This window comes from Falsiroseomonas bella, assembly GCF_003173615.1.
In the GTDB taxonomy this organism is placed as follows: Bacteria; Pseudomonadota; Alphaproteobacteria; order Acetobacterales; family Acetobacteraceae; genus Falsiroseomonas; species Falsiroseomonas bella.
In genome coordinates this window covers 284,492-297,509 of sequence record NZ_QGNA01000006.1, presented here as the reverse complement: position 1 = coordinate 297,509, position 13,018 = coordinate 284,492, and the positions used below count along the sequence as shown (strand labels likewise).

General features: G+C 71.8%; 10 protein-coding genes. 7 read left to right on the top strand and 3 right to left on the bottom strand.

The features are described 5' to 3' along the window. Window positions 1-53 precede the first annotated feature (53 nt). Window positions 54-941, bottom strand: a complete 888-nt coding sequence (gene speB, locus DFH01_RS24745) for an agmatinase (RefSeq protein WP_109873181.1) — start codon at window positions 939-941, stop codon at window positions 54-56. Between the two features lie 201 nt (window positions 942-1,142). Here speB and DFH01_RS24740 point away from each other — a divergent pair, with 201 nt between their 5' ends. The 4 genes from DFH01_RS24740 (at window position 1,143) to DFH01_RS24725 (ending at window position 5,934) form a co-directional block, all read left to right on the top strand. After that, window positions 1,143-2,228: a TRAP transporter substrate-binding protein gene (locus DFH01_RS24740; RefSeq protein ID WP_109873180.1), complete on the top strand. Its 1,086-nt coding sequence runs from the start codon at window positions 1,143-1,145 to the stop codon at window positions 2,226-2,228. A 2-nt stretch (window positions 2,229-2,230) separates the two neighbouring features. Further along, window positions 2,231-2,752 (top strand): TRAP transporter small permease subunit, encoded by a 522-nt coding sequence (locus DFH01_RS24735; RefSeq protein WP_233256266.1) that lies wholly within the window; start codon window positions 2,231-2,233, stop codon window positions 2,750-2,752. Between the two features lie 57 nt (window positions 2,753-2,809). Next, on the top strand, window positions 2,810-4,141 hold the full coding sequence (locus DFH01_RS24730; RefSeq protein WP_109873179.1) for a TRAP transporter large permease: 1,332 nt from the start codon (window positions 2,810-2,812) through the stop codon (window positions 4,139-4,141). Between the two features lie 86 nt (window positions 4,142-4,227). Further along, window positions 4,228-5,934 carry a methyl-accepting chemotaxis protein gene (locus DFH01_RS24725; RefSeq protein ID WP_109873178.1) on the top strand — a complete coding sequence of 569 codons (1,707 nt, stop codon included), beginning with the start codon at window positions 4,228-4,230 and terminating at the stop codon, window positions 5,932-5,934. 9 nt (window positions 5,935-5,943) lie between these two features. On the opposite strand, the gene DFH01_RS24720 is transcribed toward DFH01_RS24725, so the two are convergent. After that, complete coding sequence (locus tag DFH01_RS24720; protein ID WP_199231393.1) at window positions 5,944-6,378, bottom strand: OsmC family protein; 435 nt, start codon at window positions 6,376-6,378, stop codon at window positions 5,944-5,946. Window positions 6,379-6,467: 89 nt separating this feature from the next. On the opposite strand from DFH01_RS24720, the gene DFH01_RS24715 reads away from it, so the two are divergent. From DFH01_RS24715 to DFH01_RS24705, 3 genes are all read left to right on the top strand, one after another. Continuing rightward, window positions 6,468-7,772: a Coenzyme F420 hydrogenase/dehydrogenase, beta subunit C-terminal domain gene (locus DFH01_RS24715; RefSeq protein WP_233256265.1), complete on the top strand. Its 1,305-nt coding sequence runs from the start codon at window positions 6,468-6,470 to the stop codon at window positions 7,770-7,772. Between the two features lie 131 nt (window positions 7,773-7,903). Beyond that, entirely contained in the window at window positions 7,904-8,986 is a 1,083-nt protein-coding gene (locus tag DFH01_RS24710; RefSeq protein WP_109873177.1) for a TRAP transporter substrate-binding protein, read from the top strand. 1 nt (window position 8,987) lies between these two features. Further along, entirely contained in the window at window positions 8,988-11,909 is a 2,922-nt protein-coding gene (locus tag DFH01_RS24705) for an ATP-binding protein (protein ID WP_109873176.1), read from the top strand. Window positions 11,910-12,070: 161 nt separating this feature from the next. Here DFH01_RS24705 and DFH01_RS24700 read toward each other — a convergent pair whose 3' ends face one another. Continuing rightward, window positions 12,071-13,000: a nucleoside hydrolase gene (locus tag DFH01_RS24700; protein WP_109873175.1), complete on the bottom strand. Its 930-nt coding sequence runs from the start codon at window positions 12,998-13,000 to the stop codon at window positions 12,071-12,073. Window positions 13,001-13,018 lie beyond the last annotated feature (18 nt).

Sequence of the window (13,018 nt, the reverse complement as noted above, 5' to 3'; positions counted from 1 at the left end):
ATCTCGACCGACCCACCCTGCCCCGGTGAGAATTGGCCGGAAATGTTACCGAATTATACGGCGCGGCAGAGATATTCCCAGGCAATGGTCGCCGCGGCGAGGGCGGTGATCTCGGCGTGGTCGTAGGCGGGTGCCACCTCCACCACGTCCATGCCGCGGAAATCGAGGCCGCCGATGCGCCGCAGGATCGCCTGCGCCTGCCAGCTCGCCAGGCCGCCGATCTCGGGCGTGCCGGTGCCGGGCGCGAAGGCGGGGTCGAGCGCGTCGATGTCGAAGGAGAGATAGGCGGGCGCGGGGCCGACCACGTCCACGATCCCGGCCGCCACGGATGCCGGCCCCATCTCGTGCACCGCTTGCGCCGAGAGGATCGTGACCCCCTTGCCCAGCGTCCAGGCCATCGTTTCCGGCTCCACCGGGGAGCGGATGCCGATCTGGATCATACGCTTGGGATCGAGCAGTCCCTCCTCGATCGCATGGAAGAAGGGCTGCCCGTGCGAGAAGCGCTGGCCGAAGCTCTCGGGCCAGGTGTCGCAATGCGCGTCGAAATGCACCAGCGCGAGCGGGCCGCCGACGCGCTTCGCCAGCGCGCGCAGCAGGGGCAGCGTGATGCCGTGCTCGCCGCCTAGCGCGACCAGGTGCTGATGCTCCGCGGCCTGCTGCTCGATCAGCGCCAGGCTGCCGGCGAGGTCGCCGAGCGCCAGGCGGAAATCGCCGATGTCGGCGAGGTCCAGCGCGCGGGGATCCACCCGCGTCACCGGATGCGCGCCATCCACCAGCATGCGGGAGGCACGCCGGATCGCGGCGGGGCCCTCGCGGGTGCCGGCGCGGTTGGTTGTGCCGAGGTCGAGCGGGATGCCGGCGATCGTCGTCCCGGTGCTGCCCGCGCGCGGCGGCAGGCCGAGGAAGCCGGGCGGGGTGGCGAAGGTCGGGACGAGGCTCATGGGCCACTCCTGCCCGTTTGCGCCGGGGGATGCCAGCGTGGATTGCCCAGGAAGCGGGCACACGACGGTGGCTTGATGCGCTGTCTGCGACCATCAGCGACGACGCAGGCAGCGTCACGCGCGGCAGCCCGCTGGCACGCGGATTGCTGAAGGCGGGTTGCTGAAGACAGAGCGAAAATCTCGTCCGGGAGACTTCATACGATGAATCGTCGCAACCTCGTCGCCGGCGCCGCCGGCGGCCTTGCCGGCGCGCTCGCCACGCCCGCCGTCGTGACGGCGCAGACCACCTTCAACTGGCGGATGACGAGCTTCTACGGGCCGCAGGCCGCGTTCTACTCCACCGGCCCGGGCAGCGCGCGCGACCTGATCGACCGCATCCAGCGCATGTCGAACAACCGCATCCGCATCCAGTTCTTCGGCGCGGGCGAGCTGATCCCGGCCGCCGAGGGCTTCGACGCCGTCTCCTCCGGCATCGTCGAGATGAACTACGCGAATGCCTATTTCTGGACCGGCAAGACCTTCGCCGCGCAGTATTTCACCGCCGTGCCCTTCGGCCTGAACTACCAGGGGCTGAATGGCTGGATGTACGACGGCGGCGGACTCGACCTGTGGCGCGAGGTGTACGACCGCTTCAACCTGGTGCCCTTCCTCTGCGGCAACACCGGCGTGCAGATGACCGGCTGGTTCCGCCGCCCGATCGAGAAGGTTGAGGATCTGCGCGGCCTCAAGATGCGCATCCCGGGCCTCGCGGGGCGCGTCTACCAGCGGCTCGGCGTGGATGTGCGGCTGCTGCCGGGCGGCGAGATCTTCCCGGCGCTCGAGCGTGGCGTGATCGACGCGGCGGAGTTCGTCGGGCCCTTCCTGGACCGCCAGCTCGGCCTGCAGCGTGTGGCCAAGCACTACTACACCACCGGCTGGCACGAGACGGCGACGGCGTCCGAGCTGATCATCAACAAGGCTGCCTGGGCGCGGCTGCCGAACGACCTGAAGGCCATCGTCGAGAACGCCGTCGCGGCCTGCAACGTGATCTCCGAGGCGTGGTGCCAGAAGAACAATGCCGAGGCGATGGAGGACCTGGTGAAGAACCAGGGCGTGATCGCGCAGCCGCTGCCGGACCCCATCGTGGAGCGCATGCGGACGGAGACGATGGCTGTGCTGGACGAAGCCGTGTCGCGCGATCCGGTGACGAAGCGCGTGCATGACAGCTACTTCGCCTACAAGGCGAAATACGATGCCTGGGCCGGCTACTCCGAGGCCGTGTACCACAGCCGCATCCGCCAGGGCTGAGCGTGGCGCAGGACACCGCCACGCGCCTGGCCAGCGCGATCGATGCCGTCGTGGACCGCCTCGGCCAGCTTTCGGCCGTGGCGGTCGCGGCGCTCGTCGTCGTGATGTCGGCCAATGTGCTGCTGCGCTACGGCTTCTCGCTGGGCAGCGTCTGGGCGCAGGAGCTGGAATGGCACCTGATGTCGCCTATCGCGCTGCTCGGCGCGGCCTATGCCCTGCGGCATGGCGAGCATGTGCGGGTGGACGTGCTCTATGCGCAGTTCCGGCCCCGGGTGCGGGCGGCGATCGACCTCTTCGCCGGCGTGGCGGGGCTTGCCGTCTGCGTGCTCGTGATCTGGCTGTCCTGGCGCTATGTCGGCGTGTCCTTCGCGCAGGACGAGGGCTCGCCCAATCCCGGCGGCATCCCGTTCCGCTGGGCGTTGAAGGCCTTCATCCCGGTGGGCTTCGCGCTGCTGCTGCTGCAGTTCACCGCGGAGACGTTGCGAGCGTTTGCGCAGCTCAGGACCGCGCGCGAAGCGACCTGACACCTTGATCCCTGCCACCACCCCAACCCTCCCCCGCGCGCGGGGGAGGGAGAGCCGATGACCATGCCGATCACCGAAGTCTATGCGATCCTGATGCTCGTCGGCTTCTTCGGGCTGCTGATGATCGGCATGCCCGTGGCGCTGACGCTGGCCGTGACGGGCTTCGTCTTCGGCTGGCTCGGCTTCGGGCCGATGCTGTTCAACCTGCTGCCGCACCGCATCTTCGGCGTGGTCACCAACTACTCGCTGCTGGCCATCCCGCTCTTCGTCTTCATGGGCGTGGCGCTGGAGAAATCGCGGCTCGCCGAGGACCTGATGGAGGTGGTGGGGCGGCTTTCCGGCGCGCTGCGGGGCGGCCTCGGCCTCGGCATCGTCTTCGTCGGCGTGCTGATGGGCGCGACGACGGGGATCGTCGGCGCCACCGTGGTCACGCTCGGCCTGCTCACGCTGCCGGCGCTGCTGCGCCGCGGCTACGACAAGGGGCTGGCCTGCGGCGTCATCTGCGCCTCCGGCACACTGGGACAGATCATCCCGCCTTCGCTGATTTTGATCCTGCTTGCCGACATCATGAACCTCTCGGTCGGCACGCTCTTCGCCGCGGCGGTGTTTCCCGGGCTGATGCTGGCCGGGATCTACTGCGCCTATATCCTGGTCCTCGGGATCATCCGGCCGGAGATGGTGCCGGCCGTGCCGGCGGAAGAACGGGCGCTGACCTCGACGCGCGACCTGCTGGCGAAGCTGGTCAGGGTGATCGCGCCGCCGGTCGGGCTGGTGGTCGCCGTGCTCGGCTCCATCATCGCGGGCGTTGCGGCGCCGACCGAGGCGGCGGCGATGGGAGCGCTCGGTGCGCTGGTGGTCTGCGCGGTGGGGAGGCGCCTGACGCCGGGTCTCGTCGTGGAGACGCTGCGGAGCACTGCGCGCATCACGGCGATGATGATGTTCATCCTGATCTGCGCCCAGGTCTTCGCCCTCTCCTTCCGCGGCCTGCAGGGCGAGCAGATGGTGCACGACCTGTTCGCCTTCCTGCCCGGCGGCGTCGCGGCCGACATCTGGTTCATGCTGGCGCTGATCTTCGTGCTCGGCTTCTTCCTGGAATGGATCGAGATCTCCTACATCGCCGTGCCGATCTTCCTGCCGGTCTTCGCCAGCGCGGGCGTGGATCCGGTGTGGCTGGCAATGCTGATCTGCGTGATGCTGCAGACCTCCTTCCTGACACCGCCCTTCGGCTGGGCATTGTTCTTCCTGCGCGGCGTGACGCCACCGGAGGTGACGACGGGCGACATCTATCGCGGCGTCGTGCCCTTCGTGGGGATGCAGGTGCTGGCGGTCGGGCTGGTGTTCCTGTTTCCGGCGTTGGCGACCTGGCTTCCCAAGGCGATCGGGTGGTGACGTGGATGTATAATTACGTGCCATTAATTTTGCCCGGCTAAGCCCTTGGGGCGTGCCCGACAGGTCACGCGCAGGGAGCCCCATGCATGTCCTTCGCCAATCTGCGCATCGGCGCCAAGCTTGCCGCGCTCTGCGCCGCCTTCGCGTTGATCCTGCTGGTTCTCGGCACCGCCGTGACGCTGAAGTCGCGAGACACGACGGGGGAGATCACGACGGCTGCGGAAGCCGCGGAGGCGCTGACCCACGCCGCCCGCATCCACCAGGAAGTCCTGGCCATCGCCATCGAGCGCTATCGGCTGACGGAGAATTTCAGCGCGGCGGAGGCGGCCCGCAACCTTCGTGAAACCGCTCGGCTGCGGGCGAGCGTGGCGGACGCCTTGCGCAACTTTGAAGCCATAGCCGGCCCGAAGCGGCTTGCCGCGCTGGCACAGGTGCGCGAGCCTCTCGCGGCGTTCAACCGCACGCTCGACGCCGCCCTGGCGGTCGTGGCGGATGCGGAGCGCAGCAACGACTTTTCCGCCGCGATGCGCCAGCGCTACGTGACGGCGGCGGAGCCTGCGACGGCGCAGCTCGGCGCGGTGCGGGCCGCGCTGCGGGGGATGGAGGCGGCCTCGAAGGAGGTTGCCGTCGATGCCGAAGCCGCGGCGCAATCCGACATTGCCCAGCTGGAACTGACCATTGTCCTGGTCTCCCTCGCCGGCCTCGCCGCAACAATCCTGCTCGGCTGGCTGATCGGCAGCCGCGCGATCGGCCGCCCGCTTGGCGCCGCGGCGGAAAGGCTGCGCAGCCTGGCCGATGGCGACACCGACAGCGCCATCCCCTTCGCCGCCCGGCGGGACGAGGTGGGCGACATCGCCGGCGCGATGGCGGTGTTCCGCGAGAAGCTGGTCGCAAACCGCGCCATGCAGGACGCCGCGGTCGCGGAAGCAGCGACCAAGGCCGCGCGCGCCGACCGCGTCGCCGCTTTGACGCGCGGCTTCGAGGCCGAGACGGCCGGCGTGGTGAAGGCCGTTGCCGCCGCGGCGACGGAGATGGAGGCGACGGCCAGCGCCATGGCCGGCGGCGCCGAGGCGACCGCGCGGCAGGCCGGCACGGTCCGGAACGCCGCCGGCGAGGCCAGCGCCAATGTCCAGCAGGTCGCCGCCGCGGCGGAGGAACTCGCTTCGTCGGTCGGCGAGATCACGCGCCAGATGGCCGAGAGCAGCCGCATGGCCGCGGAGGCGGTGAACGAGGCCGGCCGCACGCGCGAGGCGGTGCAGAGCCTTTCGGACAAGGCGAGCCGCATCGGCGAGGTGGTGCGCCTTATCAGCGAGATCGCGGCCCAGACCAACCTGCTCGCGCTGAACGCGACGATCGAGGCGGCGCGGGCGGGCGAGGCCGGCAAGGGCTTCGCGGTGGTCGCTTCGGAGGTGAAGAGCCTCGCCGCGCAGACCGGGCGCGCGACGGAGGAGATCGCCGGTCAGATCCAGGCCGTGCAGGGCGAGACGGCACGCGTCGTCGCCGCGATCGGCGCGGTGGGCCAGGTGATCGAGCGGATCAACGAGATCGCGACAGCGATCGCCGCCGCGGTGGAGGAACAGGGCGCCGCGACGGCCGAGATCGCGCGGAACGTGAACCAGGCGGCGCAGGGCACCGGCACGGTCACCGCGAGCATCGCCGGCGTGGACGAGGCAGCGGCGCAATCCGGCGCGGCGGCGACGCAGGTGCAGGCCGCCGCGCGCGAGCTCAGCCGCGGCGCGGAGGCGCTGCGCGGCCAGATCGACCGCTTCCTGGAGCAGATGCGCGCGGCGTGACGCGCAGGGCTATGCCTCGAGCGTCGCGTCCAGCGTGATCGCTGCGTTCAGCACCTTGCTGACGGGGCAGTTCGCCTTGGCGGCGGCGGCGAGCTCGTCGAATCTTTCCTTCGCGATGCCCGGCACCTTCGCCTTCAGGACGAGCACGATGGCGGCGATCTTCCAGCCGCCGGACTCCTGCTCCATCGTCAGGCGCGCTGTGGTCGCGAGCTCCTGCGGCGGATGGCCGGCGCCGCTCAACTGGAAGGCGAGCGCCATAGAGAAGCAGCCGGCATGGGCGGCGGCGATCAGCTCCTCCGGGTTCGTGCCCTGCCCGTCGCCGAAGCGGGCCGTGAAGGAATAGGGCGTCTTGCTCAGCGTGCCGCTCTGCGTGGTCAGCGTGCCCTTGCCCTCCTTGCCGCTGCCCTGCCAGAGCGCCGAGCCCTCGCGCCGGATGGATGCCATCTTTCCGTTCTCCCGTCGCGCCGGCCGAAGCGGCCGCGCATGATGGAAAGCGTGACATGGGCGGGGCGCTGCCTCTAGCCTCGCCGCCGATGCCCCACGACCTCGTGCAGACCGTGCCCATGCCCCCCGCGACGGGCCCCTGGGCCCCTGCCCTGGCGCCGGCCGCGCCGCGGGCGCTCTGCACGGATTGCGGGCTGTCGCGCACCGCGCTCGCCAAGGCCTGCGGCCGCGCCTGCCAGTTCCTCCGCCCGGACTACGGGGCGCTGGAAGCGCAGGTGCATGGCCGCGCGCGCGATCCCGCGCGGCCGGACGAGCTGCATTTCGGCCCCTTCCGCCGGATGCTGCGCGCGGCGCTGCGAACCCCTTCGGACGGCGCGCAATGGACCGGTATCGCGACACGCATCGGCGAGCGGCTGCTGGAGACGCGCGCGGTGGATGCCGTGCTGGCCATGGCCGCCAATCCGGAGGATCGCTGGAAGCCGGTGCCGGTGCTGGTGACGCGGGCGGAGGACATGGCGGCGTGCCGCGGTATGAAAATGGGCTTCGCGCCGCTGCTCGCGCTGCTGGAGCCGGCGGCGCGGGCGGGGCATCGGCGCCTGGCGGTGATCGGCATTCCCTGCCAGGTCCACGCGCTGCGCGCGATCGAGGCCGAGCTGGGGCTGGAGCGGCTGTATGTCATCGGCACGCCGTGTTCCGACAACACCACGACAGAGATGTTCCACCGGTTCCTGGACCTGCTGGACCCGGACCCTGCCTCCATCACCTATCTGGAGTTCCGCGCCGACTACCATGTGGAGCTGCGCCACGCCGACGGCCGGGTGCGCACCATCCCCTTCCTGCAGCTGCCGATCAGCCGGCTGCCGCCCGACTTCTTCCCGCTGACCTGCCGCACCTGCGTGGACTACACCAACGTTCTGGCGGACATCACCGTGGGCTACATGGGCGGCACCGGCGCGCAATGGCTGCTGGTGCGCAATGCGCGCGGCGAGGAGCTGGTCGGGCTGCTGGAAGCCGAGCTGGAGGCGGCGGCGCCGGTCTCCGCCGGGCGGCGGGCGGGCGCGGTGAAGGGGTTCCTGGCGAATACGGAACGCGCGGCGGGCGGGCTGCCGCTGCGGCGCATGCCCAACTTCCTGCGGCCGCTGCTCGGCTGGCTGATGCCGCGGATCGGCCCGCGCGGGCTGGAATTCGCGCGTGCCCGGGTGGAGATGAAGGCAGTCGAGACCGTGCTGTTCCTCCGCCACATGGCGCCGCGCCGTCTGCGCAGCATGGTGCCCCCGCATGTCTGGCGGCTGGTCCGGCCCTATGGGCTCTCGCCCGGCGCGACGGAGGTCGGGCGAGCGGAGCCATCCGTTGCACAACCGACAAAGCCAGGGGGTGTGAGGAGACGTTCGTAAAAATTCCATGTAATGTAAGTTCTTCGCGCAACGGTTGCCGCCGGCTTGCTATTTTCTGCCGACCGGATGTGATGGCAGCGACCGGTGCCGTGTCATGCCCAGGCTCCACCGCGTCCAGCAGGGAGTTCGCGATGCCACCGGTCCCGCGCCGGAACCTGTTCGCCCGCCTGGTGGGCGCCCACGTTGCCGGCGCCCTGCTGGCCATGCTGCTGGCTGGCCAGGCGGCGGCGCAGGAGCAGGCGTATCGCCTGAAGGTCATCGGCGGCCTGGCGGGCGTCAGCCAGTTCGTGCGCTTCGAGGAGCCCTTCTGGCACCGGCGCATCGGCGAGCTGACGAACGGGCGCATCGTCGCCGAGATCTCGCCCTTCGACCGCAGCGGCATCCGCGGGCAGGAGATGCTGCAGCTGATGCGCCTCGGCGTGGTGCCGTTCGGCACGGTCATCCTGCCGCTGGCCGCCACGGAAGAGCCGGAATTCAACGCGGTGGACCTGCCGGCGCTGTCACCCGACATGGCCACGCTGCGCCGGACGGTCGGCGCCTTCCGCCCCTATCTGGAGGGTCTCCTGCGCGAGCGCTACGGCATCGAGCTGCTCGCGATCTACACCTATCCGGCACAGGTCGTGTTCTGCAACCGGCCCTTCTCGGGCCTGTCGGACCTGGCCGGGCGACGGGTGCGGACATCCTCGGTCGGACAGTCGGAACTGATCCAGGCGCTGGGCGGCAGCCCGGTGGTGACGCCCTTCGCCGAGATCATCCCCGCCTTCCGCAGCGGCGTGGTGGAATGCGCCATCACCGGGACCCTCTCGGGCCATGCCATCGGGCTCTACAACGTGACCACGCATGTGCATGCGCTGGCGCTGAGCTGGGGGCTTTCCGCCTTCGCCGCGAACGCCAGCGCCTGGGCCGCGCTGCCGCCCGACCTCAGGGAGACGATCCGCGAGGGCGTGCGCGACCTGGAGGAGCGCATCTGGCGCGCCGCGGAGCACGAGACCGGCGAGGGGCTTGCCTGCAACGCCAACCTGCCCGGCTGCACCGCGGGCCGGCGCGGCACGATGACCGTGGTGCCGGTGAGCCCGGCGGACGAGGAGCGCCGCCTCAGGCTGCTGACCGAGGTGGTGCTGCCGCGCTGGGTGAACCGCTGCGGGCAGGACTGCGTGGACGCCTGGAACACGCATCTGGCGCCGCTGGTGGGCGTGCGGGCCTCGGCGGACTGAGATGTCGCTGCTGCAGACCACCCGCCGCCTGCGGCTCGCCCTCGTCGCCGCGGCGATCACGCTGCTGCTGATGCAGGGCGTGGCGACGGCGCTGCTGGTCTCCCGCGCGCGGGACGCGGCCCTGCTTTCCGCCCTCGACACGGTCAACCGGATCGGCCGCGCGGTGGAGGCCTCGATCAACCGCAACTTCGTGCAGGTGGACGCCATGCTCGCGGGCCTGCCGGCGGTGCTGCGGCCCTTCATCTCCGACACCGGCTTCGACGCCAACGGGGCCGCGCGGGTGCTGCGCGAACTCAACAACCAGAACTTCGCCTTCCGCGACGTGCTGCTGTTCGGTGCGGACAGCACGCCACTCGCGACCGGGCTTTCCGTGTCGCGCAGGCGGCCGCTGCCGGTGCCCCTCGGCCCGTCCTTCTTCGATGCCGGGACGAGCGGCGGCGGGCTGACGATCGGCGGGCCGGTGCGCAACCCGGTGACCGGCGAGTGGTCGCTGTTCTTCTCGCGGCCGGTGACCATGCCGGGGGTCGGCACCCTGGCCGCGGTGGCCGAGGTGCCGGTGCCGCTGATCGGCACGCTGCTGGCCGTGGGCGGCGATTCGCCCGGCCTGCGCGTGACGCTGGAGCGGGAGGACGGCCTGCTGCTCGCCTCCCTGCCGCATGACGAGACGCGGATCGGTCGCCTGCTTTCGAGCCAGGCCTCGAGCCTGCCGAGCGCGGGCCAGGCGACGAGCCGCTTCGACGATCGCAACGTGCTGGTGGCGGTGCGGCCGACGCTCTACCCGTCGCTGCTGGTGACCGCGACCATCGAGACCGAGGCCGCGCTGGCGATCTGGCGGCAGGACAGCCAGCGGGCGCTGGCCGTCTCGGGCCTGTTCTCCCTGCTGGTGCTGGCGCTGGCGGCGGCGCTGCTGGTCGGGCTGCGCCAGCGCGAGAAGGTGGAGGCCGAGCGCGCAAGCTGGCGCGCGCGGCTCGAGAACGCGCTGGAGAGCATGTCGGACGGCTTCGTGATGTTCGGCCCGGACGACCGGCTGATCGCCTGCAACCAGCGCTACAGGGATTTCTACGCGATCTCCGCGCCCTTCATCCACCAGGGCGCGCATTTCCGCGACATCATGCGCGAGGGCGCGGTGCGCGGGCAGTATCCGCAGGCCGGGCCGGACATCGACGCGTTCATCAACGCGATGGACGCCTGGCGGCACGCCAACAACCCGCCGATCGAGCGCCTGCTGCCCGATGGCCGCTGGGTGCTGATCACGGAACGCAGCACCGCCGATGGCGGCACCGTCGGCATCCGCACCGACATCACCCAGCTCAAGCGCACCATGGAGGAGCTGGCCGCGGCACGCGACGCGGCGCGCGCCGCGGGCGAGGCGAAGAGCCAGTTCCTCGCGCGCATGTCGCATGAGCTGCGCACGCCGCTGAACGGCATCCTCGGCTTCGCGCAGGTGCTGCTGAACGATCCCGCGCTGAACACCGCGCAGCGCGAGCAGGTGGCGACGCTGAACGAGGCAGGGCGGCACCTGCTGGAGCTGGTGAACGGGCTGCTCGACCTCTCGAAGATCGAGGCCGGCAAGCTGGAGCTGCATCCGCGCCCGGTGGCGCTGCGCCCGCTGCTGGACGCCTGCGCCGGGCTGCTCGCGCCCGAGGTCGCGCGAAAGGGGCTGCGCTTCACCCTCGATGTCGCGCCCGGCACCCCGGACGGCGTCGAGGCGGACCCGACGCGGCTGCGGCAGATGCTGCTGAACCTGCTCGGCAATGCGGTGAAGTTCACGCCGGAGGGCGGGCGCGTGCAGCTGCGCGCCCGGCGCCTGGCGGACGGCCTCGGCATCCGGCTGGAGGTGCAGGACAGCGGCCCGGGCATCCCGGCGGAGAAGCGGCACCTGCTGTTCGAGGATTTCGCCCAGCTTGCCGCCGCCCCCGGGCAGGAGCAGCCGGGCACCGGCCTCGGTCTCGCCATCTCCGCGCGGCTGGCCGGCGCGATGGGCGGACGCATCGGCTGCGACACCGAGCTCGAGCGCGGCGCGCTGTTCTGGGTGGAGCTGCCGCTGCGCGAGGTCGCGCCGCCGGCGCCGCCGCGTACCGAGCCGCCGCCGCGCCTCGGCACCGGCGATGCCCGGCGGCTCAGGGTGCTGGTGGCGGACGACGTGGCGGCGAACCGGATGGTGGCGCGCGCGATGCTGGTCGCAGCCGGCCACGGGGTGGACAGCGCCTCGGACGGCGCCGAGGCGGTGGCGGCGGTGGAGCGCGAGACCTACGACGTCGTGCTGATGGACGTGCAGATGCCGGTGATGGACGGGCTGGAGGCGACGCGGCGCATCCGCGCACTGCCGGGCACGCGCGGGCGCATCCCGATCCTGGCGGTCACCGCCTCCGCGCTGCCGGAGCAGATCGCCGCCTGCCACGAGGCCGGCATGGACGGGCACCTGGCGAAGCCGATCGACCGCGAATCGCTGCTGGCCGTCGTCGGCCGGCTCGCCGCCGGCGAGCCGCCGGACAGCGCCGCGGCGCCGGCGCCCCCCCTGCCCGATGCGCCGCTGGTGGACAGCGCTGCGCTCGCCAGCCTCGCCGCCGATCTCGGCCCGACTTCGGCCGTGGTGATCGCCGAGTTCGTGGCGGAGCTGCGCCTCGGCGTCGAGACGCTGGGCGCGGAGGCGATGGAGCGCGACCAGCAGCGCCTGCGCCAGGCCGCGCATCGCCTGCTCGGCGCCGCCCGCACCCTCGGCGCGCGGCGGCTGACCCAGGCGATCGAGGCGCTGCAGCAGCGGCTGCGCACCGCCGCCCCGGTGGGCGAAGCGCTGCAGCAGGTGCGGGTGGTGGGTGCGGCGACGGTGCCGGCGCTGGAAGCCGCGCTGCGACCGCAGCCGGTCAACGACAGCCGGCCGGCCGAGCCGCCGCGCCTCGCGATGCACGGCAGCGCGGACTGAGACATGTAGCGGGCCGACGAAGGCTTCGCCCTCGTCGCCTCAGTCGCCGGCGCTTCGCTTGGCTACGCGCCACGCGGCGCGGGCCGCATTCGCGGCCTCAGCCGCCTTCGGCGGCTGCAGGTCGGTCCTTCGTCCGCAGAGCATGGACCCGCCGCGCCGCGTCACGGCAGCGCGGCGATCCGCGCGGCGAGCAGGTCGAAGAAGGCCGGCGCGTCCAGCGTTTCCAGCAGCGAATGGTTCGCCGGGCGGCCGAGCCGGTTCCAGCGGTCCACCACGGTGCGCCCGCGCGAGGGGCCGGAGCCGAGATCCACCTCGGCATGGGCGTGCCGCGCGCCGAACAGCGCGGGCGCGATCGCCCAGGCGACGGCGCACGGATCGTGCAGCGGATAGCCGCGATGGCCGAAGCGCTTGGAGGCCGGCAGCGCCCGCAGGATCGCCAGCGCGGCCTGCCAGCAGGCGCCGCCCGGGCGCTCCGCCATGCGCGCGACCAGATCGGGCGTGACGAAGGCCTGGGCGGTGAGGTCGAGGGTCGCCATCGCCAGCGGGCGGCCGAGGTTCAGCAGCATCGCCAGCGCCTCGGGGTCGTTCCAGGCGTTGAATTCGGCGGCGGGTGTGATGTTGCCCTCGCTCCAGGCGCCGGTCATCAGCACGATTTCCGCGATGCGGCCGGCGAGCGCGGGCTCCGTCGCCAGCGCGAGCGCCAGGTTGGTGACGGGGCCTAGGCCGATCACCGTGACCGAGTCCGGGGCCGCGGCGCGCAGCAGGTCGCGGATGGCGTCGGCCGCGATGCCGGGGGTGAGCGGCGGGCCATCCGGCAGGCGGACGCCGCCCAGGCCGTCGGTTCCGTGCACCGCCGGCTCCGCGCGGAAATCGGCCAGCAGCGAGCGCTCGGCGCCGGCGACCACGGGCACCGCGCGGCCGGTCAGGCCGATAACGGCGCGCGCATTGGCGGTGGTCGCCTCCAGGCCGACATTGCCGCCCGCGACGGTGACCAGCCTGACGTCGAGCTCGGGCGAGGCCAACGCAAGCCACAGCGCGATGGCATCGTCGGTGCCGGGGTCGCAATCGATGATGGTGGGCTTCGGCGCCATGCCGTCTCGCTTCCCTGA

Excerpts from the sequence above, each read along its gene's own strand:
- speB (WP_109873181.1), bottom strand. The coding sequence starts at position 941 with ATGAGCCTCGTCCCGACCTTCGCCACCCCGCCCGGCTTCCTCGGCCTG.
- DFH01_RS24740 (WP_109873180.1), top strand. The coding sequence starts at position 1,143 with ATGAATCGTCGCAACCTCGTCGCCGGCGCCGCCGGCGGCCTTGCCGGC.
- DFH01_RS24730 (WP_109873179.1), top strand. The coding sequence starts at position 2,810 with ATGACCATGCCGATCACCGAAGTCTATGCGATCCTGATGCTCGTCGGC.
- DFH01_RS24725 (WP_109873178.1), top strand. The coding sequence starts at position 4,228 with ATGTCCTTCGCCAATCTGCGCATCGGCGCCAAGCTTGCCGCGCTCTGC.
- DFH01_RS24720 (WP_199231393.1), bottom strand. The coding sequence starts at position 6,378 with ATGGCATCCATCCGGCGCGAGGGCTCGGCGCTCTGGCAGGGCAGCGGC.
- DFH01_RS24715 (WP_233256265.1), top strand. The coding sequence starts at position 6,468 with ATGCCCCACGACCTCGTGCAGACCGTGCCCATGCCCCCCGCGACGGGC.
- DFH01_RS24710 (WP_109873177.1), top strand. The coding sequence starts at position 7,904 with ATGCCACCGGTCCCGCGCCGGAACCTGTTCGCCCGCCTGGTGGGCGCC.
- DFH01_RS24705 (WP_109873176.1), top strand. The coding sequence starts at position 8,988 with ATGTCGCTGCTGCAGACCACCCGCCGCCTGCGGCTCGCCCTCGTCGCC.
- DFH01_RS24700 (WP_109873175.1), bottom strand. The coding sequence starts at position 13,000 with ATGGCGCCGAAGCCCACCATCATCGATTGCGACCCCGGCACCGACGAT.